The following is a 25,971-nucleotide window of genomic DNA, read 5'->3' as shown; positions in this document are numbered from 1 at the left end:
ATCAATCAATAATAAATGACACTCATGCCAAAGATCGGAATGGAACCCATACGCCGCCGCGCGCTCATCGATGCGGCCATCAGCGCCATCGGCGAGCGCGGCGCGCTCAACGTCACCATGTCGGATATAGCCGGCCGGGCCGGCGTCTCGACGGCCCTCGCCCATCATTATTTCGGCGGCAAGGACGATCTCCTGTTCGAAACGATGCGCCATATCCTTTCCAAGCTCGGCGAGGAGATTCGCCCGGCCATCGCGCCCGTTTCCGGCACCGAACGGGTCCGCGCAATCATCGCGGTGAACCTGTCGACCGATCAGTTTCGCCCCGAAATCATCGCCGCATGGCTCGCCTTCTACGTGGAGGCGCGGCGTGACGCGGCACTCGGTCGCCTCTTCCGCATCTATGTGCGCCGGCTGCACAGCGATTTGATGAGCGGGCTTGCGCACCTCCCCCACGCAAGCGCCATCCGCACCGCACGCGGCATCGCCGCCCTTATCGACGGTCTTTATCTGCGCCGCGCGCTTGGCGAGGGCGTCGAGGATTCTGCCACCGCCATCTCCCTTGTCGAAGATTATCTCGACATGGCCCTTGCCCGGCACCCCTCCCATAGGAGCCTGCCCCATGCATGAGGCCGATTTCGTCATCATCGGCTCCGGCTCTGCCGGTGCCGCGCTCGCCCACCGCCTTTCCGAAGGCGGCAAGAATTCCGTCATCGTGATCGAATATGGCGGCGGCGATTTCGGCCCCTTCATCCAGATGCCCGCCGCCCTCTCCTTCCCCATGAACATGGCGCGCTATGATTGGGGTTTTCAGAGCGAACCGGAGCCACATTTGGGCGGCCGCGTACTCGCCACCCCGCGTGGCAAGGTGATCGGCGGTTCCTCCTCCATCAACGGCATGGTCTATGTGCGCGGCCATGCGCGCGACTTCGACCATTGGGCCGATCAGGGCGCGACCGGCTGGGCTTCCGCAGACGTGCTTCCCTATTTCAAGCGCATGGAGACGATGGCCGATGGCGAGCCCGGCTGGCGCGGCACGGAAGGCCCGCTCCACGTCCGCAAGGGCCCGCGCGACAACCCGCTCTTTTCAGCCTTCATCGAGGCCGGCCGCCAGGCGGGCTTCGAGACCACGGAAGATTACAACGGATCGAAGCAGGAAGGGTTCGGCGCGCTCCAGCAGACCATTCACAATGGCCGGCGTTGGTCCACCGCCAATGCTTATCTGAAGCCCGCGCTCAAGCGAGAGAATGTGAGTCTCGTCAATGGCTTCGCCCGGCGCATTGTCATGGAGAATCAACGTGCCGTCGGCGTCGAGGTCGAAGCTCACAAAAAGATTCAGGTCGTTAAAGCACGACGTGAGGTTATCGTCGCAGCATCTTCGATTAATTCACCAAAGCTCTTGATGCTGTCGGGAATCGGTCCGGCAGAGCATCTGCGCGAGAATGGCATCAATGTGGTGGCGGATCGCCCCGGCGTCGGTTCCAATCTGCAAGACCATCTGGAACTTTATATCCAGCAGGAATCACTGCAGCCCATTACGCTTTACTCAAAGCTCAATATCCTTTCCAAAGCGTTGATAGGCGCGCAATGGCTGTTTCTGAAGTCAGGCCTCGGCACCTCCAACCATTTTGAGGCCGGCGCCTTCGTACGCTCCGCCGCCGGGGTCGCCTATCCCGACATCCAGTTCCATTTCCTGCCTGTGGCCATTCGCTATGACGGCAAGGCGGCGGCAAATGGTCATGGCTTTCAGGCCCATGTCGGGCCGATGCGTTCGAAATCGCGCGGCACAATCCGTCTCCGGTCGGGTGACGCCTGGGATAAGCCGGAAATCCGCTTCAACTACATGTCCCATACGGACGACTGGAGCGATTTCCGCCACTGCATTCGCCTCACCCGCGAAATATTTTCGCAGGATGCCTTCACGCCCTACCGGGGCCGCGAGATCGCGCCGGGCAAGACTGTTCAGAGCGACGACGAACTGGACGCCTTCATCCGCGATCACGCCGAGAGCGCCTATCACCCCTGTGGCACCTGCCGTATGGGTGCGCCAGCCGACGCCATGAGCGTGGTGGATGCCGAATGCCGGGTGATTGGCGTGGAGGGATTGCGGGTCGCGGATTCGTCGATCTTCCCCCGTATCACCAATGGCAATCTGAACGGTCCTTCGATCATGGTCGGCGAGAAGGCGGCCGACCACATTCTCGGTCGCACGCCACTCAGCCCGTCCAACCGGGAGCCCTGGATCAACCCGCGTTGGCGGGAAGCCGACCGCTAGAGCATTTGTGCTGAAAAATTGAATGGATCGGGGACGCGTTTCCATGAAACGATGAACCGTTCCGAAAGCTGGAGAATTCATGCGCGCGCAGCCCAAAGCATCGCACTACATCAATGGCCGCCATGTCGAGGACGAACAGGGCGAGGTGATCGAGGTCGTCTATCCCGCTACTGGCGAGATCATCGCCCGCGTCCATTCCGCCACGCCCAACATTGTCGAACTGGCCGTGGAGGCAGCCCGCGCTGCCCAGCCCACATGGGCGAAGCTGAAGCCTGTCGAGCGCGGCCGCATCCTGCGGCGCGCGGCAGATCTCCTGCTTGAGCACAATGAGGAACTTGCGAAGCTCGAAACACTGAACACCGGCAAGGCGCTGCAGGAAACCCTTGTGGCCGACGCCCCCTCCGCTGCCGAGGCGCTTGAATTCTTCGGCGGTGCAGTCGCCGCTTTCAATGGCGAGCAGGTCGAGCTTGGCGGTGCCTTCGGCTATACGCGCCGCGAGCCGCTTGGGGTTTGTGTCGGCATCGGCGCTTGGAACTATCCGATCCAGATTGCCGGCTGGAAATCGGGACCTGCGCTCGCCATGGGCAATGCCATGGTCTTCAAGCCCTCTGAGGCGACCCCGCTTTCGGCTCTCAGACTGGCAGAAATCTTCACCGAGGCCGGCCTGCCCGATGGTCTCTTCAACGTGGTGCAAGGACTGGGCGATGTTGGCGCCGCGCTTGTCGCCCATCCCGAAGTCGCCAAGGTTTCACTCACCGGGTCCGTCGAGACGGGCAAGAAGGTGCAGGCGCTCGCCGGCGGCGAGATGAAGCCGGCGACGATGGAGCTCGGCGGCAAGTCACCCCTTATCGTGTTCGATGATGCCGATGTGGAAAACGCCATCGGCGGGGCCATGCTCGGCAATTTCTATTCCACGGGCCAGGTCTGCTCCAATGGCACGCGTGTTTTCGTCCAGAAGGGCATCTACGAGCGCTTCCTCTCGCGCCTCACCGAGCGCACCAGCGCCATTCGCCTGGGCGACCCGCTCGATCCCGAGACACATCTCGGCCCGCTCATCAGCAAGGCGCAGTATGACAAGGTGCTGCGCTATATCGAGATCGGCCGCGAAGACGGCGCAACCCTTCACCAGGGCGGTGGCGCGCCACGGCTTCAGGGCCTTGAAGATGGCTTCTATGTCGAGCCGACCATCTTCACCGGTGTCAGCGACCGGATGCGCATTGCCCGCGAGGAAATTTTCGGCCCGGTCATGAGCGTTTTGACCTTCGAGGGAGAGGATGAGGTGATCGAGCGCGCCAATGACACACCATTCGGACTGGCAGCCGGTGTCTTCACGAGAGATCTCACCCGCGCCCACCGCGTGATCGGCGCGCTGAAGGCCGGCACCTGCTGGATCAACACCTACAATCTCACCCCGGTCGAGCTTCCCTTCGGCGGCGTGAAACAATCCGGCTTCGGGCGCGAAAACGCCACGGCGGCACTTGCCCATTATTCACAGCTCAAATCCGTCTATGTGGAAATGGGAGACGTGGAAAGCCCATATTGATGACGGTTTGATCTTGCGCAGTTTCATGTCGGCGGCTATAAGCCCGCCGTCTGGTCACGGAGTGTAGCGCAGCCTGGTAGCGCACCTCGTTCGGGACGAGGGGGTCGCAGGTTCAAATCCTGCCACTCCGACCAGTTTCTCCGAGCCTATCTCAGTGACTTTCAGGTCACACGGCGCGGCTAGATTTCTCGTCCCAGTATTATTGTTGAAACTGTCGCCCGCCCCTGGCGGCGTGGGCGGAACGCGTGGGTCGTAAGCCAGCACTTCAACAAGGTGACATTTTTGTCACGAGCAGCCACCGCCCGGACAAAAAGCAACTCATAAACTTGATAAATATTATCATATATGTGCATTCAGCCCTGAAGGAAGCCAGGCCGGCAGGGTCAAGCCACCTCGACCACTATTAGATTTTGAGGGCTTGGCATGCATCGTAAATTTGTTGTCTTGCTGGCGGCGTCCGCCAGTCTCTTCTCCCTGAGCGCAAGCGCGCAGGACGGCGACACCACCCAGTTGAACCGGATTGTCATTCACACAACCGAGGACTCCCCCAACGCGGTCGACGTGACCGATGCAGATATTGAACGCCTTAACCCGTCCGATTTGCAGGACCTGTTCGCGGCTCAGCCGACCATCTCCGTGGGAAGCTCGCTGCCGGTCTCTCAGAAGCTCTACGTGCAGGGTATCGAAGAGACCAATCTGTCTGTCACCATCGACGGCAGCCGCCAGAACAACAAAATTTTCCATCACAATGCGACGACCCTCATCGATCCGGCCCTGTTGAAGGCAGTAAGCATCGACCCCGGTGTAGCGCCTGCGGATGCTGGCCCCGGTGCGCTGGCAGGTGCGGTCTCGTATGAAACCATGGATGTGCAGGATCTGCTCCTCCCCGGACGGCAGTTCGGCGGGTTCCTCAAGGGAGAATATGACAGCAATGGCGATGTCTTTACCGGCAGCGCCTCGGCTTATGGTCAGTCACAGGGCTTCGAGATTCTCGGATTTCTCAAATATGCCGATGGCGGTCTGCGCACGGATGGCGATGGCAATCTGATTCTCGGCTCGGAGACCGGTCTTCTGAGTGGCCTCGGCAAGCTTGCCTATGAAGCGCCGACCGGCCACCGTTTCGAACTCTCCTATGAACATGTGAAAGACGACAATGTGCGCCCCTACCGCGCGAATGTCGGCGTCATATCGGGTGGTCGGCCCGTGCCCGCGAGCCGGGTTTACGACCTGACCCGCCAGAACATCGTCTTCACCTACACGAATGAAATGCCCGAAGGCTGGTGGGACCCGACAATCCAGCTCGCCTACAGCCTCACCGACCTGGACATTCCCGAGACCGGCACCCGTTCACGCGGCACGACAGACAGCTTCAATGGCAAGATTGAAAATCGTTTTGCCCTGGACAGGGGCTCGGTGGTAGCCGGTATCGATTTTTACAAAGACAGAGGCAGTCTCAACTACCAGGATTTTTCAGACCCGTCGGAGAACATTGTCGGAAGCGAGAGTGCCACGAATATTGGCGTCTACTCGCAGGCCCGCCTCGACCTGACCGATCGCATGCGGCTTTCCTTCGGTGGCCGGGCCGATTTCCAGCGCTTTGAAGGCGTTAACGGCTACAAGGATGACAATGCCGGCCTTTCGGGAAACATCTCCGGCGAGTTCGATGTTACCTCCTTCTTGACGGCAAGCGCAGGTATTTCGCGTGTCTGGGCCGGCATCCCGCTTGCTGAAAACTTCATCTTGAACCCGGCCTGGGATTATTCCCAAGGCATCGACCCGGTTACCGCAAACAATGTCTTTGCCGGCTTGCGGGCCGAGCATCAGGGGTTCTGGGTGGAAGGCAAGATCTTCCGCAGCGACATCGACAATGCGCGCGCGCCCAGCTATGGCGCAGGCCCTCATCTGCAACATGACCTGCGTGCGCAGGGCTATGAGCTCGGCGCCGGATACCGCTGGGAAGACGGCTTCCTGCGCATCGGCTATGCCGATATCGATGCCGAGATCGACGGCAATCCTGCAGATACCGACACGGGACGTTATCTCACCACGCCTATCGGGCAGAACATCACGCTCGAGGCCGCGCACACATTTGCAGCCTGGGGTTTGACGGTCGGAGCGAATGCGAGATTCGTGCTTGAGGAGACGGACACCTACAATCCCGACACCGGCGGTCGTGGCGCGCCCCTTCCAGCCTATGAAGTCGTCAATGCCTTCGTGGAATATGTTCCCGAAGCCATGCCGCATCTGACGCTGCGCGGCGAGGTGAACAATTTGTTCGACGCAGCCTATATCAGCCGCGCGACCTATGGGCAGGAGTTCTCCCATGTTGCGCCGCTGCAGGAACCGGGACGCTCTTTCAAGCTCTCCCTGACCGGTCGCTTTTAGGCTCCGCCGACCTTCGGCAGGGGAAGCGACTGCTGAAGGTTCATGTCAGGAATCTTTGTTGGCGCCATTGCCGCCGCTCGGCATGGCGCTAACTCTGATTTTATGGACAAGGTAGAAATATCCGCGAAAATCATGTTTGACGCCCTGCAGGGTGGTGTCTGGAAGCTGCAGCCTCCCTCCGTGCGTGCAGAATGGCTTGCCAAGGCGCGCGCGCTTCACGCCGCAATCGAAGCTGGAAAATGGCCTGGAAAGCAGGGTGGAGGCGTATAGGTCGTCAATGCGTGCCGTTCCGGGTGAGCGCGATGAGGCCAAGGCAGCAGCGCTTCTATGACCATCTCCCCTTGACATCCTGGCTGTGTCTCAATTCTCATGCGGAAAAGGGAGACAACCATGCGCAGCCTGCTGCTCTTATCATTCACGGCTCTGACACTGTTCGTCACCACCGCGACCTCGGCGCTTGCCGAAGGCACGATCCTCACTGTCACAGGTCAAATTGAGAAGACAAACCGTGAAGCGTTCGATCCCTTCTTCGATGGATTTCTCAAGTTTCACGACAAGACCTTCGAGAAGGCCTATACGTTCGACTGGGATGCGCTTGCCTCCCTGCCTCAGAAATCCATCACTGTGAATGCTGATACCGAGGATTGGCCGCATCCTCTCAAGATGGAAGGTCCGCTTCTGAAGGATGTGCTCGCAGCAGCCGGTCCATCAGGTGATAAGACCACACTCTACGCTCTCGATGGTTTCGGTCTGGAAATGAGCGCGGAGAAAATGGCTTCGCGTGAATGGATTCTTGCCATGAAGATCGACGGAGAGCCGCTGGGGATCGGCGGATTTGGCCCACTATGGCTCGTTTATGATACGGGTGGTCGAAAGGCGCCCGAAGAAGAAGAGCGAAGCTGGGTTTGGTCCGTATTTCACATCGATATCAAGTGACCTTCAGGGTACCGATATAAGCAAGACTACGCCACGATATCACGCGGAGGTTGATGCATCACGCGGTCGCGGCCGCCCTGTTTTGCCTTGTAGAGCATCGTGTCGGCCTCTCTGATGACCTCGTCGAGAGATTGCAAGGGGCCGTGAACCGCAACACCGATGCTGACGGTTGTGGAAATACCTACATCGTTAGCGCCGCAGCCGACCAAACGGCAGGTGATGGCAATGCGCTCGCATATCGTGTGCGCGAGCGGGAGATCGGCGCCCGGCATGAAAACCGCAAACTCTTCCCCGCCAATCCGGGCACAGACATCGTTTGCGCGAACGCTCTGCCTTATGGCCTCCGCGATCAGGACAAGAACGCGATCACCTTCCGCATGGCCGAAACGGTCGTTTATGCGTTTGAAATGATCCACATCGATAATCAGGACAACGCCGGCCGATGAGACTGTCGAGCTGATCATCTCACCGGCGATCCGCATGAAATCCCGCCGGTTGCGCAAACCTGTCAGAAAATCCGTGGTGGCCGCCATGTCCAGTTCCGCTACCAGTTCGGCGACCATCGCTGTCTTGCGCAGGAAGACGTAAGAGATGGGATAAGCGATTACGGTGGTGATGAGCGCAGTCAGCACCAGATCAAGCAGAAGCCGCTCTGAAAAGAAGATGGAGTAGAAAACGAGTGTGAGCGTTTCGGCAGCCAGCATCGAGAAAAGCGTGACGAAGCAGGCCTGCTGCCAGATCCGCAGTTTGAAAAATCTGTCGAATGCCGACTGAAGCCAACTCATCCCACCGCCCCGTTTTGCCGGCATAAGATTAATCCGATCTCGTAAAGATGATATTACCTTGCGGAAGGTTCCTCCTCCCGGCGATGTCATGGCTTTGAAAACGGGGCCGTGTACCGGGAATTTATTGTAATTCTCCCGTCCTATCCATCATACTGCGAAGCGGTTGAAGCGATGGCGGGTTGTGCTTTCGCACAAAGCTTGCGGATTTTTGTCGGTGGTCGGGAAAACGGCCATCGCCCAGTTGCCTGACAGGAGTGTTTTAAGGCCCGGGACGGGCTTGTCATGCTTAGCAATGAATAAGGCATCTGCGGAAATAGACCTTATGGATATGCTTTCACTCGCACCCGAATTCCTGCAAGGCTTGGGAGCCGCCGTTGTTGCGGCGCTTCTTTACGAGCGCGTGGTCGGATTGTCCCTGACATCGGTGCAACGCCATCTTCTTGTGTCGGTCTTGTTTTCGTTGGGCGCAATCGGCCCGGCCTTCTTCTCCGCGTCCTCGTCCGGCATTTCCTTTGACATTGGCAATGTCTTTGTCGTTCTCGCAATGACCTATGGCGGTTGGATCGCATTGACCGCCTCCACTGCGGTGGCAGTTCTCGGTCGGCTGTGGCTCGGTGGAACTGCGGTGACAAGCGGTGTGCTCTCGGTTTTGATCTGCAGTGTTGTCAGTGTCGCCTTTGCCCAGATGGTGAAAGGACGCCGGGTGTCGATGCCTGCCCTGGCCGGTGTCGGGCTATTGACATCAGTTGCATTGATCTCGGTCTTTCTTTTGCCGAGGGAAATCGCCATGAAGGTCTTGGGGGAAGTCGCACCTGTTGCTATTGTCGCCAATGTCATCGCAGCGGTGGTCGTTGGCCGCATTCTCGAATTGCAGCGCTCGCATGTCGGCCCGCAGCGCTTGAAGGAGGCACCATTGGGAACCACGGATACCGCCACGGGGCTATTGAACAGACGGGTCTTCGACAAGCTTGGGCCAGAACTCGCAGCCGCCATGAACTGGGCGGGACAGCCCTACTCCATGGCTCTGATCGATATCGATGCCTTTGACCAGGTGGTGGAAGCGCATGGTCATGCGGCCGGCGAGCAGACATTGCGTCATGTGGCTTCAGTCGTTCAGTCCGCTGTCCGGCAGACCGACATGGTGGCAAGCTTTGGCGGTCAGGCCATTGCGCTGGTTCTGCCGGCTTACGATGCTGAACGCGCCCTCGGGCTAGCAGAGCGCATCCAAAAAGCGGTTGCCGAGACACCATTTCATCTCGACGGCATCGAGATTGAGCTCACTGTCAGTGTAGGGCTGCACACGCCGCTGCCGCGCAAGGAAAGCTTCTGGATCGCGCTGGGGCAGGCGGATACGGCGCTCAACCGCGCCAAATCCACCGGACGCAACCGTTTGGAAGTGGCTGTCTGAAACTGAAAGCTTTTCCGGTACGGAAAGGACGTCCTGCCTCTATTCTGGGCAACGTGCCCGCCTGCGCATCAGCACAACGGTCAAAACACGTTTCATACAACCAGCCGCATCTCGCCAACTCCATGAAAAACCGCGGAAAACCGGCATGGCGCGAGTTTGGCACGCTTGATGCTTCTCTTCCTGTGAGTCCGGAGGGGACTCTCCAGGAAAACGCCATAAGAGCGCTGGAGTAAGCCGTCAGACAGTTCGTGCCTGCCGTGGGGCCGAGCGTCTGGCGGCTTTTTATTTCTCCACACAGTCCCATTCCGGGGACATAGAACGATTGATTTGTTCTCTTTTTGTTCTTATTGTGTGGGGATGCAATACACCCTGCCTCTTGTGCCTTTCGACCGACTCGAAAGTCTCCATCAGCGCTTGCTGGCTGTCTTCGGACCGCCCGAGGCTTTCGCGCGTCTCGATCCGGTCAGTCAAATGCTTCTGGCCATGCTTAGCGCCAGAACACGCAATGAGACAGCATTGGCTGTGTTTGTAAGACTTGTCGAACATTTCGAAGTGACAAGGCTCAAGGGCTCCTGGGTCCGGTTGGCCGAAGCTTCCTTTCACGAGTTGGATCCCCTGCTCGAAGGCATCACCCATGCCGATCGCAAAGCCGTTGCCCTGCCTCGCGCCCTGCAGGAAATCGCCAGCCTGAGCGGCGATCTCAGCCTCGATTTTCTGCACGAATGGCCGGTCGATGATGCGCTCGTCTGGCTGGAACGTCTTTATGGCGTCGGCCCCAAGACCAGCACGGCCACTCTCAACATGAGCACATTGCGAAAGCGCATCCTCGTCGTCGACACCGCCCACTGGCGTGCCGCCCGCTGTCTTGGCCTCGTCCCCGAACGCGCGTCGCCGGAACGGTCGGTTCGCCTTCTCAACCGGCAGGTTCCTGACCGGTGGGGAGCGGGAGAGACCGAACAGCACCACATTCTGATGCAGGATCTTGGGCGAAACTTTTGCGCCAGAAAAAACAGGGTGGCCTGCCCTTTCGCCAGGCTTTGCGTCCATGGTGTCCGCAACCCGACACACCGGCCTGACCGTCTTCTGGAAGACTTTCTTCACATGCCGCTGCCCCTTCCTGACAAGAGAGAAAAGGTGAATCCAATCAGCCTTCTGAAGGCGAATGCTGAAAACTTGAATCCGGGAAAATCGACGATGCGGCCAATGGCGCAAAGCTCCATGGGACCTGCCACGCCTTTCGGCCTACGCTCGGAGGCTGCGCCATGAAACAGGCCGTTGAAATGAAGCTGGCTCAGGAAACTCTTCCCCCTGGTGCCAGCCCGGTTCAGCATACCGGCAGGGAGGGGTTCACCGCTACGCCGCCCGAAAAAACGGGCAGTGTTCTTGAGGCCCTGCGCAGCCGCATTGCCCCTCAGGAAAGGTTTGCTTCAGCGCCCCGCCCCTCTCTTCCGCTCGGGCCGGAAGCGCTTGACAACGCCCTGCCCGGCCATGGTCTCAAAACTGGCGCCTTGCACGAGATCCTGCCAGCCAACCATGGCGATTTCACTGCCGGAATCGGCTTCGGTATCTGTCTTCTGGCGCGGCTTCTGCGCCAGCGCCCGGGAAAGATATTGTGGGTGGTGCCGGACCATATAGCCAATCGTGAGGGCGCGCTCTACCCGCCCGGGCTTGCAGCGCTCGGGCTCGACCCCAACCGAATGATCCAGGTGGAGGCGCACAAGCCGATCGATGTGCTTTGGGCGCTTGAAGAAGGGCTCTCCCACGCCCCTCTTGCCGCCGTCGCCGGCCTCTTGCCGGACAAGGCCCGGGCCTACGATTTCGCCGCCAGCCGCCGGCTTGGCCTGCGAGCGGCACGCCATGGCGTCACGGCCCTCCTCATGCGCGGTCGCCAGGCCTGCGCCGAAAACACCGCCGCTGAAACCCGCTGGTCCGTCAGCACTCTGCCCAGCCATACGCTCTATCCAGGTCAAGCTGGGCCTGGCGCGCCTCAATGGCGGCTTCAGCTTCTCAAATGCAGACAAGGTCTCTCCCGCCGTTTATCGCAACACTGGGATGTGGAGTGGGATCATGAAACGCTTTCTTTCCGTCTTCCTGCCCCGCTGGCCGATCGAGCGCCGGACCATGCGTTCTGGCAGAGTGAGGCCTCCCGGAGATGGGCAGAAGCCTCGTAATGAAGAGCCGCTGGTCCTCGTCTCCACCACGGACAATGGACAGCGCATCACCGCTCTCAACCGGGCAGCCGGCGCGCTCGGCTTTTCGCCAGGCATGGCGCTGGCGGATGCGCGCGCCATTCACCCTGCCCTGAAGGTCGCTCATGCCGATCTTCAGGGTGACGAGCGCGCGCTCATCCGCCTGGCGCTCTGGTGTCAGTGTTTTTCACCCTTCACGCGGCCTGATTTCCCCGACGGCGTCAGTCTGGATATCACCGGCTGCGCCCATCTCTTCGGCGGTGAGGCCGCATTGGTGGACACGCTGGCCAGAAAACTCGACGGTTTCGGCCTCACCGCGCGACTGGCGCTGGCGCCCACCATTGGCGGCGCATGGGCGTTGGCCCGCCACGCGCCAGCCGACAAGCTCATCCTGACGCGCGAGTCACTCCACAAACATATCGCGCCCCTGCCCGTCTGCGCGCTGCGACTGGAACAGAAGACCGTCGAGGCCATGGAGAAGCTGGGTCTCAAACATGTCGGCGACCTGATCGGCAGGCCGCGCGCGCCGCTTGCCGCCCGCTTCGGGCCGTTTGCCCTGCGTCGGCTGGACGAAGCCCTTGGTCATGAGGAAGAAAGCTTTCGCCCGCTCAATCCACCGCATCTTCATACCGCGCATTGCCGCTTTGCCGAGCCCATTGTGACGCAGGAGGCAATTGAAATCGCCATTCAACGCCTTGCGCGTGATCTGTGCGCGATGCTGGAGAAGGCTGGCAAAGGCGCACGTCGGATGGAACTGCGCCTGTTCCGTGTCGATGGCTGGTTCGAGGCCCTGCCGCTTGCCACCAGCACAGCCACGCGCGATGCCGGACACCTCGCCCAACTGCTTGGCGAGCGTCTCGAGCGCATCACCGATCGCGCTGGTTTCGGCTTCGAGGCGGCCAGCCTCACCGCCCTTGCCGTGGAAAACCTCGCCATGCGGCAGGAGGATCTGAGCGACGACCCTCAGAGTGGACGCACTGGCGATATTGCCCCCCTGCTTGACCGCCTCGTCAACCGGTTCGGCGCGCAGAATGTCACCCGCGCCGCACCCTATGCGAGTTTCTTGCCCGAGCGGGCGAGCCACTCCATCCCGGTTCTCAGAAAGGTCAGCGACCATGACTGGCAGGCTCATCTTCGGCACATTCAGGATGGCGCAGCCTTTGCCCGGCCACTCTTTCTTTTCCCTGTGCCCGAGCCCGTCACCACGCTTGCCGGTGTCCCCGACGGGCCGCCCAGCCGGTTCGAGTGGCGGCGTGTGGCACACCGCGTTGTCCGCGCCGAGGGGCCGGAACGCATCGCACCTGAATGGTGGCGCGCGCCGTTCGGTGCCAGCCGCAAGACACGCGATTATTTTCGCGTCGAGGATGATACAGGCCGGCGTTTCTGGCTTTTCCGCGACGGTCTCTACGAGCGCGATGAGGAAGCCCCACGCTGGTTCCTCCACGGGGTCTTCGCATGAACGGGAAACCCACAGAGCCGGTTATCACCTTTGAAAGCGCGGAGGGGGCAGAGAACGCCATCTCTGCCGCCGCATCCATCCCGAAATCACGCTCTTCTCCACCGCCGCCTGCCTTCGCCGAACTTGGCGTCACCAGCAATTACAGTTTTCTGCGCGGTGCCTCCCATCCACGTGAACTGGTGGCTGAGGCCGCCCAACTTGGCCATGCCGCCATCGGCATCGCCGACCGCAACACGCTGGCAGGGGTCGTGCGCGCTCATGTCGAGGCAAAGGCCCAGAAAATCCGCCTCGTGGTCGGTGCGCGGCTGGTCATGCGGGACGGTTTCGAAACATTGTGCTTCCCAACGGACAGGGATGCCTATGGCCGCCTCACCCAGCTCTTGACCAATGGCAACCGCCGCGCGTCGAAGGGCGAGTGCCACCTGCACATGGACAATCTCGAAGAGCTCGGCCATGGCCAGCGCCTCATCGCCATGCCGCCCTATGATTTCGGGACGGATTTCGAGGAAAAGCTCCGTCGCCTCGCCACCCTCTTTCCCGGCGACGTCTTTCTCGCGTTGACACCCTACCGCCGGGCCAATGACGACGCCCGCCAGCACCGTCTTGCCGTGCTCGCCGCCGCCTGCGGCACGCCGCTCGTCGCCACCAATGACGTGCTCTACCACACGCCGGCCCGCCGCCCCTTGCAGGATCTTCTCACCTGCATTCGCAACCATTGCACCATCGACGAGGCGGGCTTTCGCCTTGAACGCAATGCCGAGCGGCATCTCAAGCCTCCGGAAGAGATGGCGCGCCTCCTACGCGGCCATGAGGAGGCCATCGTCCGCTCCGTGGCGCTCATGGATGATTGCCGTTTTTCGCTCGACGCGTTGTCCTTCGACTATCCGAAGGAATCGAACGGAGAAAGCGCCACACCGCAGGAAGAGCTGGAGCGTCTCACCTGGCTCGGTGCAAAAGAGCGTTTCCCGGAAGGTATTCCCTCAAAGGTTCGGTCCCTTATCGATCATGAGTTGAAGCTGATCGGCCAGCTTGAATATGCTGCCTATTTTCTCACGGTGCACGATATCGTGCGCTTCGCCCGTACGCAGGAGCCGCCCATCCTGTGCCAGGGGCGCGGTTCGGCGGCCAATTCGGTTGTCTGCTATTGCCTTGGTGTCACTTCGGTCAACCCGACCGAGATCGATCTTCTGTTCGAGCGCTTCATTTCCGCCGAGCGCGGCGAGCCGCCGGACATCGACGTCGATTTCGAGCATGAGCGGCGCGAGGAGGTGATGCAGTATATCTACGGCAAATACGGCCGCCACCGGGCCGGGCTTGCCGCCACTGTCATTTCCTACCGCACGCGCAGCGCCGTGCGCGAGGCGGGCAAGGCGATGGGGCTTTCGCCCGATGTAGTGGCCGCCATGACCGGGCTTGTCTGGGGCCATTCGGAAAAAACGCCCGCCGCAGACCAGGTGCGCGAAGCCGGTCTCGACCCCACCGACCCAAGGCTGCGCCAGACTTTACTGCTTGTCAGGCAGTTGATTGGCTTTCCGCGTCATCTCTCCCAGCATGTGGGCGGTTTCGTGCTCACGCACTCGCCCTTGAGCGAGATCGTGCCCATCGCCAATGCCGCCATGAAAGACCGCACCATGGTGGAATGGGACAAGGACGATCTCGATGCCCTCAACATACTCAAGGTGGACGTGCTTTCGCTCGGCATGCTCACCTGCCTGCGCAAGAGTTTCGACCTTTTGCGGGAGCACTATGGAATAACCCACACGCTTGCCTCCGTGCCCCGTGACGATGGGCCCACCTATGCGATGATCCAGCGGGCCGACACGATCGGTGTCTTTCAGATCGAAAGCCGGGCCCAGATGTCGATGCTGCCGCGTCTGAAACCCAGAAATTTCTATGATCTCGTGATCGAAATTGCCATCGTCCGCCCCGGCCCCATCCAGGGAGATATGGTTCATCCCTATCTGCGCCGGCGCAATGACGAGGAAGATGTAGATTACCCCTCCGAAGAATTGCGTGCCGTGCTCCAGAAGACACTCGGCGTACCGCTCTTTCAGGAACAGGCAATGAAGATCGCCATCGTGGCTGCCGGTTTCTCGCCGGAAAAGGCTGACCGGCTGCGCCGGGCCATGGCAAGCTTCCGCCGTACAGGCACGATCGACCAGTTCCGCGAGGATTTCATCAAAGGCATGTTGGCCAACAATTACACGCCCGATTTCGCCGAGCGCTGTTTCAACCAGATGAAAGGTTTTAGCGATTACGGCTTTCCCGAAAGCCATTCGGCCAGTTTCGCGCTGCTCGCCTACGCCTCCTCCTGGCTCAAATGCCACTACCCCGATGTCTTTGCCTGCTCGCTTTTGAATTCGCAGCCCATGGGTTTTTATTCTGCCTCCTCCATCGTGCGTGATTTTCGCGACCATGGCGGTGAGACGCGACCTGTCGATATCAACCACAGCGCCTGGGACCACTCGCTAGAGCCGGCAGCAAAGCCCCGTGCGATCAGCCATGCATTGCGGCTCGGCCTGCGCCAGGTGGACGGCATGCGCGAGGCAGCGGGCCTGAAAATCATGGCCGCTCGTGAAGCAGGTCCTTTCGCCAATGTGCGCGATCTTTATTTCCGTTCCGGCATCGACATGTTTTCGCTACGCCGGCTGGCCGAGGCCGATGCCTTCCGCTCTCTAGGGCTCGACCGGCGCGCTGCCCTTTGGGAAGTGCGCGGGCTGAGCGGCCATCAGGGCGTGCGCGCGGCAGCGGAAGAACTGCCGCTCTTTGCCAGCGCCAAAAGCGCGGCCGCAATCCCCCTTCAGCAAGAAGAAAGCGTTACACTGCCGGATCTCCTCCCCGGCGAACAGGTGGTGGAGGACTACGGTACGCTGGGTCTTTCGCTCAAGGCGCATCCCGTCTCCTTCCTGCGCCGTTTACTGGACAGGCGCCGCGTCCTGAAAACCCGCGCCCTTGGCGAGACCCCGGCAGGCCGCTTCGTGCGTGTGTCCGGCCTCGTTCTGGTGCGTCAACGCCCGGGCACCGCCAGCGGCGTCATCTTCATGACGCTGGAAGACGAGACCGGCATCGCCAACATCATCGTCTGGCCGCGTGTCTTCCAGCGTTTTCGTCGCATCGTCTTCGGTGCACGCATGGTGACGGTAGAGGGCATTCTTCAGAAGGAAAGCAATGTCATCCACGTGGTCGCACGGCGTCTCATCGACACGACACCGGACCTGATGGTCGCAATGTCCGATCAGGGTGTGGAGATGCAGAACGAAAAGCCTGGCACCACGCAAAATCTCTGGCGGCACCCACGCGATGTCCGCGTCCTGCCCAAGGGCCGGAATTTCCATTGAATGGAAGTGCCTTTCCGCGTAACCAGACTGCTCCTTGATGAAAGGGGTGGGAGAACCCCGAAGAAGGACAAACGGGAGGCTATCCATGATCCTTTGCTGCGGTGAAGCGCTGATCGACATGTTGCCGCGCCAAACCGGCCAGGGCGAGGCTGCGTTTGCTCCCTATACGGGCGGCGCGGTTTTCAACAGCGCCATTGCCATTGCACGCCTTGGCGTGGCGTGCGGATTTTTCACCGGGCTTTCAGATGACCTTTTCGGACGGATGCTGCAGGACAAGCTTGCGGAAAGCCATGTGAATCTTTCCCTCGCACAGGTTTCAAGCCGCCCCACCACGCTCGCCTTCGTGACCCTCGTCGACGGGCAAGCCGAGTATAATTTCTATGACGAGGGCACAGCCGGTCGCATGATCGAGCCATCAAATCTGCCCAACATCACAGACGACGTCTCGGCGATGCTTTTCGGCGGCATCAGCCTGGTTTCAGAACCCTGTGGTTCGGCCTATGAAGCGTTCATGGCACGCGAGGCCAAAAACCGCGTCATCATGCTCGACCCCAACATTCGGCCTGCCTTCATCACCAATGTGAACGTCCACCGCGCGCGCATCGTCCGCATGGTCGAAAAGGCTGATATCATCAAGATCTCGGCGGACGACCTCGACTGGTTTGCAGAAACCGGCAGCGCAGACGAGATCATCGCGCGCTGGCTGGATTGTGGCCCGAGCCTGATCATCCTCACCGATGGCGGCAAGGGCGCAACCGCCTACACCAAATCGCGAAAGCAGTTCGTTCCGGCTACGCCCGTCGAGGTGGTCGATACGGTCGGCGCCGGCGACACGTTCAACGGCGCGCTTCTCGCGGTTCTTGAAGAGGATGGGCACCTGACTAAGGAGAAAATTGCCGCGCTTGATGAGGCGCAGATTGCAAAAGCAATCGCCTTTGCATCGCGTGCCGCCGCCGTCACCGTCTCCCGCGCCGGAGCCAATCCGCCATGGAGAAACGAGCTTCCGCCGACCTGATCAGGCCGGCGCAGTTTCGGCGATGAAGAAGGGGCTCGCGAAAGCCTTCAGCCCCTCTCCGTCTTTCGGGCCGTAAGTGAGCGGAGCGCCGTCCAGCGTGCGCGCCATGCCACCAGCCGCCCGCAGGATCGCATCACCCGCTGCGGTGTCCCACTGCATGGTGGGGCCAAAGCGCGGATAGAGGTCCGCGTCGCCCCGGGCAATCATGCAGAATTTCAGTGACGAGCCAATAGACGTCGTTTCGGCACCGGGATGGCGGTCGATGAAAGCTCGGGTCTGGTCGGTGCAGTGCGACCGGCTGGCGACGATAACGGGCGGGTCCTGTCGCGGCCGGGCCCGGATTGTGCGGCGCTCGTCAGGCTGACCATCGACCATCATGACTTCAAACGCGGCACCGGAGCGTGCGGAATACAACAGATCACGCGCCGGCGCGAAGATCACCCCCGCGACAGGCACACCATCGCGGATCAAACCGATATTGACCGTGAAATCCGGCCGCCGTGCAATGAATTCGCGTGTGCCGTCCAGCGGATCCACGAGAATGAAATCGCCATCTCCGCATACGGGGATGACGCCGCCGGAAGCCGCTTCTTCCGAAACACATGGCGTTGCGAGCCCGGCATCCCTGAACCCGTCAAGGATCACCTTCTCGGCGGCCCGGTCCGCAGCTGTAACGGGTGTATCATCCGCTTTCTGATGGACTTCGCAACCGGCATCATAATGCCGCATGATCGCGGCACCCGCTGCGAGCGCCAATTGCTCGAACAGCGCCAGCAGCGCCGCGTCATCCTTCAACATGCCCATGAAACAGTCTGTCTTTCGCGTTCAAGAAATCAGCAATAGCCGCGCTCCCGCAGCCAGGCTTCGATTTCGTCCACCAGTTCTTCCGGCGCTCGGGCCGTCGTCTCGACGTGAATATCAGCCTTTTCAGGGGTCTCATAGGGGGAGTCGACACCGGTGAAATTCTTGATTTCACCCTTGAGGGCCTTGGCATACAAACCTTTCGGGTCGCGTCTGGCGCATTCCTCGAATGGCGTGTCCACGAACACCTCCACGAACTCTCCGTCGTTCATCAGTTCGCGCGCCATGCGCCGTTCTGCCCTGAAAGGCGAGATAAACGATACGAGCACGATCAGTCCGGCATCCGCCATCAGTTTGGCGGTTTCGGCCACACGACGGATATTCTCCACCCGGTCGGCATCCGTAAAGCCGAGGTCTCGGTTCAATCCATGGCGGACATTGTCGCCGTCAAGCACATAGGTGTGCCGGCCGGATGCGTGCAGCTTCTTTTCAAGCAGGCTGGCGATGGTCGACTTGCCCGAACCGGACAGCCCGGTGAACCAGAGCACAGCCGGTTTTTGATGCTTCAGCGCCGCGCGGGACTGCCGCGTAACATCGAGCGCCTGCCAGTGAATGTTGGCGGCACGGCGCAGCGGCCATTCGATCATGCCTGCACCCACCGTTGCATTGGTCAGCCGGTCGATCAGAATAAATGCGCCTGTAACGCGATTGTCGCGGAAGGCATCGAAGGCTATCGGTGCCTGTGTCGAAAAATTGCACAGCCCCACCTCGTTCAGATTGAGGCATGTGGCCGCTTCTTCGGCAAAATTGTTGATGTTGCGGCGGTGCTTGAGGTGACTCACCGTGGCCGACACCTCGTCCGTCTCGGTGCGCAGAATGTAGGAGCGCCCCGGCAGAAGCGGGTTTTCATCGAACCACACGAGCGTAGCCGCAAACTGATCGGCCACATGCGGTCGCGCTTCCGGTGTCACCAGCATATTGCCGCGCGAAAGCTCTACCTCATCCTCAAGCACAAGCGTCACGGCCTGCCCCTCGGATGCGACATCCAGATCGCCGTCCTGGGTGACGATGCGCCGAATGCGTGTCTGTTTTCCCGACTTTGCAACGGTTACCGGATCGCCGACAGCGATATGGCCAGAGGCCACAGTGCCCGCGAAACCGCGGAAATCCAGATTGGGCCGGGAGACATATTGAACGGGAAAACGGAACGGGCGGCCTTCCGCCTCGACCGCGATATCGACAGTTTCCAGATGTTCGAGCAGCGTCGGCCCCGCATACCAGGGCGTTTGCTCCGACGAACGGGTGACATTGTCGCCGTAGCGCGCAGACATGGGGATCGGCTGGATCGAATGGAAACCGAGCTCTTCGGCAAAGGCGCGATACTCGGCGGAAATCCGCTCGAACACAGTCTCGTCAAAACCGACGAGGTCGATCTTGTTCACCGCCACCACGATATGACGGACCCCCAGAAGCGAGGCGATGATCGAATGCCGCCGTGTCTGTGGCAGAATACCCTGACGCGCGTCCACCAGAACGATGGCAAGATCGGCTGTGGAGGCACCCGTCGCCATGTTACGGGTATATTGTTCGTGGCCCGGTGTGTCGGCCACGATGAACTTGCGGCGCGGTGTGGAAAAGAAGCGATAGGCCACGTCGATGGTGATGCCCTGCTCGCGTTCCGCCTCCAGGCCGTCCACCAGCAGTGCGAAATCGATCTCGTCGCCGGCCGTGCCGTGCTTGCGGGAATCCTTTTCCAGTGCTGCCAGTTGGTCTTCGAAGATCAGCTTGGTGTCGAACAGGAGACGCCCGATCAACGTCGACTTGCCATCGTCCACCGATCCGCAGGTCAAAAAGCGCAAGAGCCCCTTGTTCTCCTGTCCGGCCACATAGTCGCGAATATCGACCGGAGCCGTGTCTTCTTCACCCACGGGCGCTTTGTTGCCGGTCAACATGATCAGAAATACCCTTCACGCTTCTTCTTTTCCATGGAGCCCGCCTCATCGCGGTCGATCAGACGCCCCTGCCGTTCAGACGTGCGGGCCGTCAGCATCTCGCCGACAATCTCCTCGAGAGTGGTCGCGTTCGAGGGGATGGCCCCCGTCAACGGGTAGCAACCAAGCGTGCGGAAACGGACCATCCGCTCTTCCACCTTTTCGCCCGGCAGAAGGCGCATCCGGTCATCATCGACCATGATCGTCATGCCATCCCTGTCCACCACCGGCCGTTTGGCGGCGAAGTAGAGGGGCACAATGGGAATGTTCTCCTGCAGGATGTATTGCCAGATGTCCTGCTCGGTCCAGTTGGAGAGCGGGAAGACGCGGATCGATTCACCCGGTGCCACGCGCGTGTTGTAGATCTTCCACATCTCCGGCCGCTGGTTCTTCGGGTCCCAGGCATGACCTGCAGAGCGAAATGAGAAAATGCGCTCCTTGGCGCGGCTCTTTTCCTCGTCGCGCCGCGCGCCACCAAAGGCCGCATCAAAACCGTATTTGTCGAGGGCCTGGCGCAGCGCCACCGTCTTCATCACATGGGTGTGGGTGTTGGAACCGTGTTCAAACGGGTTGATGCCGTCGCGCACCCCCTCTTCATTGATATGCACAAGGAGGTCGAAGCCTTTTTCCTTCGCCATCCGGTCCCGGAACGCGATCATCTCCCGGAACTTCCAGGTCGTATCCACATGCAGAAAGGGAAAAGGCGGCTTGGCGGGATAAAACGCCTTCATCGCCAGATGCATGAGCACCGAGGAATCCTTTCCGACGGAATAGAGCATCACCGGCTTTGTGAATGTCGCCGCCACTTCGCGGAAAATGTGGATTGCCTCGGCTTCCAGCCTTGCGAGATGAGTAAGGGCTGCCGGCATTTTTTCGCCTTCTTGTCTATGTCCATGTGGCCGGGGCCGGGGCTGCGTCTGGATTGTGCCTTTAGGTATCACGCGGTATTTGGCCTATCAAGGAGCGCACTCGCCCGCCCAACCCCGGTTTTCGAGGCGCATTTTGCGTTCTTCCCTAGCCAAGGGAAAAGGCATTTCAAAATCGGTGAAGGCCGGCTGCCAAAGCGCAGCCAAAGGCCTAAAACCCGTTCTCCGTCTACTCCGAGACAGCCTTGCGAATGGTCTCGATCACACGGTCCTGATCGCTTTCTTCCAGATAGGGATGCATCGGCAGGCAAAGGATGCGGTGTGGCAGGCTTTCAGAAACGGCCAACCCTCCCGGTGCCTTCGCATAGACCTCATAGGCCTTCTGAAGATGCAGCGGCTTTTCGTAATAGACGACGGAGGGTATGCCCGCTTCGCGCAGGCGACTGCGCACATGATCGCGCTTCTCGGTCTCGATGGCATACTGCGCCCAGGCCGAGCGGTGCCCCTTCGGCGTCACCGCCACCTTGACCACACCGCCGAGACCTTCAGCATAGCGTGCGGCAACCTTCTGGCGCGCTTCCATCTCGTCTTCAAGGATCGCCAGTTTCTCGATCAGGATCGCTGCCTGAATCGTATCGAGGCGCGAATTCAGGCCTACGCGCACATTGTCATATTGGCTCTCGCCCTTGCCGTGAAAGGCGATGGAGCGCAGCACATCGGCGAGCTCATCATCGTCGGTGAACATCGCGCCACCATCGCCATAGCAGCCAAGCGGCTTGGCCGGGTAGAAACTGGTGGACGCCACATGGCCGAACGCGCCGCAGCGTTTGTTGTTGAGTGTGCCGCCGATGGATTGCGCGGCATCCTCGATGATGCGCAGCCCCTCGCGCGCGGCGATGCCCTCGATGGCGCCGTAATCGGCAGCCAGACCGAAGAGATCCACCGGAATCACCGCTTTCGGGGTCAGCCGGCCTTCTGCCTTGATGAGGTCAATGGCAGCCACCAGGCTCTTCGGGTCCAAATTGTAGGTATCGGCATCGATCTCCACAAAGACCGGCTCCGCACCCGCCAGTGCCACGACTTCGGCCGTCGCTGCAAAGGTGAAGCTCGGGCAGAAAACCGCGTCGCCCGGTCCGATGCCATAGGCCATCAACGGCATCAAAAGGGCATCCGTGCCATTGGCACAGGCAATTGCGTGTTTCGTTCCGACATAGGCCGCAAGCTGCTCCTCGAAAGCGGCGACCTGCGGTCCTAAAATATAGCGCCCTTCTGCCACGACCGTGTCGATTGCAGCTGCGAGCCTGTCCTTGATGCGCTCACGCTGAGCGCCGAGATCGATAAATTGCATTTGTTGCCCAATCAGTTGCGGGATGATTCCGCATCAGCCCCGCTCGTTGAATAGGGATGCGGCACGCATAGCGCAACCAAGGGTGCCCTTCAATCTGCCACCTCAGCTGTTACAAGAGGTGAACAAGACCGTCTGCAACCCTTTCAGCTCTTTTTGTATTTGAAGTCTGTGCGCATTTGCCGCCGGGAATCCAATGTTGTGCTCTTTCTCGCAAACCTAACAAAACTTCAATCAACCATTGCAATGCTCCACGGCAACAGCGCATTGTTCGTCTTCAAGAAACATCCAGGAAGGAAAGTATGGGCGCCCCTTTCAAAGCGTACGACGTTCGTGGTCGAATCCCCGAGGAAATCAATATCCCTTTCGCCTATCGCTTTTCACAGGCGCTCAAGCAGAGCCTCAACCCCGGCACAGTCGTTGTCGGTCATGACATGCGCATGGACAGCCCGGCTCTCGCCGAAGCGCTGACCCAGGGCCTACTCGATAGCGGCGTCAGCGTGCGGCCGGTTGGCCGTTGCGGAACGGAAGAGGTTTATTTCCATACCGCTGCCAGCGGCGCGGATGCCGGCCTCATGGTGACTGCCAGCCACAATCCGCCCGACTACAACGGCATCAAGATGGTGCTGAAGGGTGCATCCGCCGCGACGCCGGACAACGCCTTTAACGGCATCGAGGCGATCATGCGTTCCGACGCGGTGCTTCAGCCGGTTGCCGATTATGCTGCGCGCGGCGCCCTGCATGATCTGTGCGACCGCGATGCCTATATCGAGCGTCTTCTCAACGAGGTGGCGGGTCAGAACCTCAAACCGATGAAGATCGTCTGCCACGCGGGCAATGGCTGCGCAGGTCTGATCATCGACCTTCTGGAAAAGCACCTGCCCTTCACCTTCATCAAAATCGACCACGAGCCCGATCCGCGTCTGCCCAATGGTGTGCCAAACCCGCTATTGCCGGAAAAACGGGAAAAGGCGAGCAAGGCGGTCATCGAACACGATGCCGATCTGGCGATCGCCTGGGACGGCGATTTCGACCGCTGCTTCCTCTACGATCACAAGGGCCGTTTCGTTGAAGGCTACTATCTGGTTGGCATGATCGCGCAGACGCTGCTTGGCAAACATCCCGGCAGCACCGTCCTCTACGATCCGCGCCTGACCTGGAACACGATCGACATGGTGGAGAGCGCCGGCGGCGTGGCCAAGCCCTGCCGCACCGGGCACGCCTATTTCAAACAGATGATGCGCGAGGAAAACGCCATCTATGGCGGCGAGATGAGCGCCCACCATTATTTTCGCGATTTCGCCTATTGCGATTCGGGCATGCTGGCCTGGCTCGATGTGGTGGCGGACCTTTCGGCCAGTGGCACCACGCTTGCCGAACGCCTCGAAGAACGCATCGCCGCCTATCCGTGCTCCGGCGAGATCAACTTCACCGTTTCGGACGCAGCCGAAGTCCAGAAGCGCATTTCCGACCACTATCTGCCGCAGAACCCGGAAGTCGAGAGCCAGGACGGCCTCGGCATGGTGTTCGACGACTGGCGCTTCAACCTCCGCGCCTCCAACACCGAACCCCTGCTCCGCCTCAACGTGGAAACCCGCGGCGACAAGGCGCTTTTGAAGACGAAGGTGGACGAATTGCGCGGGATGATCGAGCGGGCTGGTTAGCCGTACGCTCCGTACGAATCCGACCAAAGCCCGCCGCATCTCCGGCGGGCTTTTCTTTTTCGTCGTACCCCGCCAATGATATAGATGGAAGCGGGAGGGGTAATCGTGCCGATGACACGCGACGAAGTAATCGAAGTTCGGAAACTCCGACATGAGGATTACCAAAAGAGCAAGCGCCACGCGTTTCAGCTAAATGCTGACTATGAGGCGGTGGCTGATAGCATCGCTGTTGCATGTGCGTGGCGCTGCCATCGCCTTCCTCACGCAGAATGAACGGCTGGCGTCGACAGTGCTTCCTTCGGTGTTTTGGTGGCACGTTGCCGGGCTTCTCTTGGCCTTCTTATGCGGCTTCCTTGTCTGGGCAAATTGGAGCTTTCACGCAGCTATCTGTGAAGCCGTAAACCCCGGCATGATCTACGATGATGAGCATTGGCCGAAGTTCGATGACGGCACAAAACGCTGGATCACGCGGACGCATTGGACCGGCATAGCGTCGGGGCTTCTCTCAGCGATTTGCATTCTAGGATCGGCAGTGCAGACATATTGCATCATGCCAGCCTGATCCGCACCGTTTCAACAGAAGCCGGTCGCACACGGACTGCGCTATGCAAAAGCGATTTCAAACGTGCCTTCGCTTCTCATTTCAAACTGAGAGGGTATGCCCGGAAGTCCCGCTGGAAGAAGGTAGTCATAGTCAACTACGAACGTCCCACGAAACTGATTTCCCTCAATGAAGCCAAGTGCCTCCGTATAGCAAGTGGTGGTGACATCGAATGGAATTACACCTGCCGGGCTCAACAGCGTCTTTGGAAATGGCGTTCCGGCCTTGAAACTTAAATTGAGAACATTTTGTAGTAGAGTAGGTTGTGTTTTATCAAGGGATATAAACTCATCAGCCGAATTGAATAAAAGGGGAGAAAATCCCATCGCTTTGTGTAATTCGTCCATGGCGGTGAATGCAGACTTAACCTCAACTTCGGCTGAAATTAGCCCGTCTTCTCGGCGGAATACCTTCCATCCTACGACAGAGTTTCTCAGGCCATCCATATCTACATTCAAAGGGATGCTGGCGACGTTCTTTTCATAGACGACCTCGCCACCCACGATAGCGACGGCCGATCCAAATCCGGGCGCAAGAGGCTTTCCAAGATCAATCTTTACCTCCGCTTTCTTCTTCATCGCGTCCGGCCCTAAAAGATTACGAAGCGCCGGTAACAATTCATTGGTTTCGTCTTTCATCCATTGGAACACCGGCGAATCTGGTCGCCCTACACGATAAACGCGGAATTCGCGGCCGTTTGTGAGCATGTAATACTCTGCTGCGATCTCAGGATGAGTTGCGTAGGTGTGGGCCTGTTGACTGTCTTCTAATGACAACTCGACGGACGGGCGTTTCGCTTCGACCACCCACCGGGCATAGGAGACAACCTCGCAAACAAAGTCGGGCCTTCCTCTAAGAGGCGGGTCTTTCTTTGCGTCCTTGTGGCCTAGAAAAGCACGATCATATTGCAACGGTATTTGGCTGCGAAGATTGGCGAATTCACCGCCCTGCCGATAGCCTAGCGCTCGGCATAATGGCCGAACTAGCTCACCGGCAACATCATCTTCATTCATTGCATCAATGTCATGCTCAGCAAATATGCTTCCTTGCGCCGAAACCTTCATCGCCACTGCCCATGAATGTTGCCCGCAGAGTTATAACAGGAAGACCGATACACCTTCCATCTGTTCGCGTTGTGTTCCACAGAAGGTTTTAAATGAGCGATGCAAAAGGCCTCGACGAATCTCGGATGGCCGATTTCCACATGCAAAACCCCATGTGGAACACTCACAAAGTTGTAACACAGGGTATTTTCGGGCTTCGCTTAAAAAATTGATTTTATTAACAAAATAGATCATGGCTGGGGCGGCAGGATTCGAACCTGCGAATGACGGTACCAAAAACCGTTGCCTTACCACTTGGCGACGCCCCAA

The 25,971-nt window shown here is 59.6% G+C and carries 19 protein-coding genes and 2 tRNA genes; 14 read left to right on the top strand and 7 right to left on the bottom strand.

What is annotated here, in order from left to right:
- The first annotated feature begins 24 nt into the window (after positions 1 to 24).
- The 6 genes from betI (at position 25) to KW403_RS14420 (ending at position 7,136) form a co-directional block, all read left to right on the top strand.
- Complete coding sequence (gene betI / locus KW403_RS14445; RefSeq protein ID WP_223022579.1) at positions 25 to 627, top strand: transcriptional regulator BetI; 603 nt, start codon at positions 25 to 27, stop codon at positions 625 to 627.
- Positions 620 to 2,272, top strand: a complete 1,653-nt coding sequence (gene betA, locus KW403_RS14440) for a choline dehydrogenase (RefSeq protein WP_223020151.1) — start codon at positions 620 to 622, stop codon at positions 2,270 to 2,272. The genes betI and betA overlap by 8 nt, the downstream gene beginning before the upstream one ends.
- 79 nt (positions 2,273 to 2,351) lie before the next feature.
- Positions 2,352 to 3,815, top strand: coding sequence for a betaine-aldehyde dehydrogenase (gene betB / locus KW403_RS14435; RefSeq protein WP_223020150.1), 1,464 nt, complete (start codon positions 2,352 to 2,354; stop codon positions 3,813 to 3,815).
- A gap of 57 nt (positions 3,816 to 3,872) precedes the next feature.
- Positions 3,873 to 3,949 (top strand) — tRNA-Pro (locus KW403_RS14430).
- 289 nt (positions 3,950 to 4,238) lie between these two features.
- Complete coding sequence (locus KW403_RS14425; RefSeq protein WP_223020149.1) at positions 4,239 to 6,200, top strand: TonB-dependent receptor domain-containing protein; 1,962 nt, start codon at positions 4,239 to 4,241, stop codon at positions 6,198 to 6,200.
- 390 nt (positions 6,201 to 6,590) lie between these two features.
- The gene (locus tag KW403_RS14420; RefSeq protein WP_223020148.1) at positions 6,591 to 7,136 is read left to right on the top strand and encodes a putative pterin-binding protein; all 546 of its coding nucleotides are present in this window, start codon (positions 6,591 to 6,593) and stop codon (positions 7,134 to 7,136) included.
- 26 nt (positions 7,137 to 7,162) lie between these two features.
- Here the strand turns inward: KW403_RS14420 and KW403_RS14415 are convergent, their stop codons facing one another.
- Positions 7,163 to 7,921 carry a GGDEF domain-containing protein gene (locus KW403_RS14415; RefSeq protein ID WP_223020147.1) on the bottom strand — a complete coding sequence of 253 codons (759 nt, stop codon included), beginning with the start codon at positions 7,919 to 7,921 and terminating at the stop codon, positions 7,163 to 7,165.
- A gap of 322 nt (positions 7,922 to 8,243) precedes the next feature.
- Here KW403_RS14415 and KW403_RS14410 point away from each other — a divergent pair, with 322 nt between their 5' ends.
- From KW403_RS14410 to KW403_RS14385, 6 genes are all read left to right on the top strand, one after another.
- Positions 8,244 to 9,329, top strand: a complete 1,086-nt coding sequence (locus tag KW403_RS14410; RefSeq protein ID WP_223020146.1) for a GGDEF domain-containing protein — start codon at positions 8,244 to 8,246, stop codon at positions 9,327 to 9,329.
- 357 nt (positions 9,330 to 9,686) lie between these two features.
- A complete protein-coding gene (locus KW403_RS14405; protein ID WP_223020145.1) occupies positions 9,687 to 10,595 on the top strand; it encodes an endonuclease III domain-containing protein in 909 nt (302 codons plus the stop codon).
- Entirely contained in the window at positions 10,592 to 11,500 is a 909-nt protein-coding gene (locus tag KW403_RS14400) for an ImuA family protein (RefSeq protein ID WP_246637794.1), read from the top strand. Before KW403_RS14405 ends, KW403_RS14400 begins: the two co-directional genes overlap by 4 nt.
- Positions 11,397 to 12,977 (top strand): DNA polymerase Y family protein, encoded by a 1,581-nt coding sequence (locus KW403_RS14395; protein ID WP_246637793.1) that lies wholly within the window; start codon positions 11,397 to 11,399, stop codon positions 12,975 to 12,977. The genes KW403_RS14400 and KW403_RS14395 overlap by 104 nt, the downstream gene beginning before the upstream one ends.
- A complete protein-coding gene (locus tag KW403_RS14390; RefSeq protein ID WP_223020144.1) occupies positions 12,974 to 16,315 on the top strand; it encodes an error-prone DNA polymerase in 3,342 nt (1,113 codons plus the stop codon). Before KW403_RS14395 ends, KW403_RS14390 begins: the two co-directional genes overlap by 4 nt.
- Before the next feature lie 85 nt (positions 16,316 to 16,400).
- Complete coding sequence (locus tag KW403_RS14385; protein ID WP_223020143.1) at positions 16,401 to 17,330, top strand: carbohydrate kinase family protein; 930 nt, start codon at positions 16,401 to 16,403, stop codon at positions 17,328 to 17,330.
- Here KW403_RS14385 and cysQ read toward each other — a convergent pair whose 3' ends face one another.
- From cysQ to KW403_RS14365, 4 genes are all read right to left on the bottom strand, one after another.
- The gene (cysQ, locus tag KW403_RS14380) at positions 17,331 to 18,134 is read right to left on the bottom strand and encodes a 3'(2'),5'-bisphosphate nucleotidase CysQ (RefSeq protein ID WP_223020142.1); all 804 of its coding nucleotides are present in this window, start codon (positions 18,132 to 18,134) and stop codon (positions 17,331 to 17,333) included.
- Between the two features lie 29 nt (positions 18,135 to 18,163).
- Positions 18,164 to 20,083, bottom strand: a complete 1,920-nt coding sequence (gene cysN, locus KW403_RS14375) for a sulfate adenylyltransferase subunit CysN (protein WP_223020141.1) — start codon at positions 20,081 to 20,083, stop codon at positions 18,164 to 18,166.
- Positions 20,084 to 20,085: 2 nt separating this feature from the next.
- Positions 20,086 to 20,991: a sulfate adenylyltransferase subunit CysD gene (gene cysD, locus KW403_RS14370; protein ID WP_223020140.1), complete on the bottom strand. Its 906-nt coding sequence runs from the start codon at positions 20,989 to 20,991 to the stop codon at positions 20,086 to 20,088.
- 226 nt (positions 20,992 to 21,217) lie between these two features.
- Complete coding sequence (locus KW403_RS14365) at positions 21,218 to 22,336, bottom strand: DegT/DnrJ/EryC1/StrS family aminotransferase (protein WP_223020139.1); 1,119 nt, start codon at positions 22,334 to 22,336, stop codon at positions 21,218 to 21,220.
- A gap of 299 nt (positions 22,337 to 22,635) precedes the next feature.
- Here KW403_RS14365 and KW403_RS14360 point away from each other — a divergent pair, with 299 nt between their 5' ends.
- Entirely contained in the window at positions 22,636 to 23,997 is a 1,362-nt protein-coding gene (locus KW403_RS14360) for a phosphohexomutase domain-containing protein (protein ID WP_223020138.1), read from the top strand.
- 202 nt (positions 23,998 to 24,199) lie between these two features.
- Positions 24,200 to 24,559 carry a hypothetical protein gene (locus tag KW403_RS14355; RefSeq protein ID WP_223020137.1) on the top strand — a complete coding sequence of 120 codons (360 nt, stop codon included), beginning with the start codon at positions 24,200 to 24,202 and terminating at the stop codon, positions 24,557 to 24,559.
- A 41-nt stretch (positions 24,560 to 24,600) separates the two neighbouring features.
- Here the strand turns inward: KW403_RS14355 and KW403_RS14350 are convergent, their stop codons facing one another.
- Both KW403_RS14350 and KW403_RS14345 read right to left on the bottom strand, forming a co-directional pair.
- The gene (locus KW403_RS14350; RefSeq protein WP_223020136.1) at positions 24,601 to 25,662 is read right to left on the bottom strand and encodes a type I restriction enzyme HsdR N-terminal domain-containing protein; all 1,062 of its coding nucleotides are present in this window, start codon (positions 25,660 to 25,662) and stop codon (positions 24,601 to 24,603) included.
- Positions 25,663 to 25,895: 233 nt separating this feature from the next.
- A tRNA-Gln gene (locus KW403_RS14345) sits at positions 25,896 to 25,970 on the bottom strand.
- Position 25,971 lies beyond the last annotated feature (1 nt).

This window comes from Nitratireductor kimnyeongensis (genome assembly GCF_019891395.1).
Taxonomy (GTDB): domain Bacteria; phylum Pseudomonadota; class Alphaproteobacteria; order Rhizobiales; family Rhizobiaceae; genus Nitratireductor; species Nitratireductor kimnyeongensis.
Note: the sequence above shows the minus strand (reverse complement) of the source record. Positions and strands in the feature narration are given on the sequence as shown.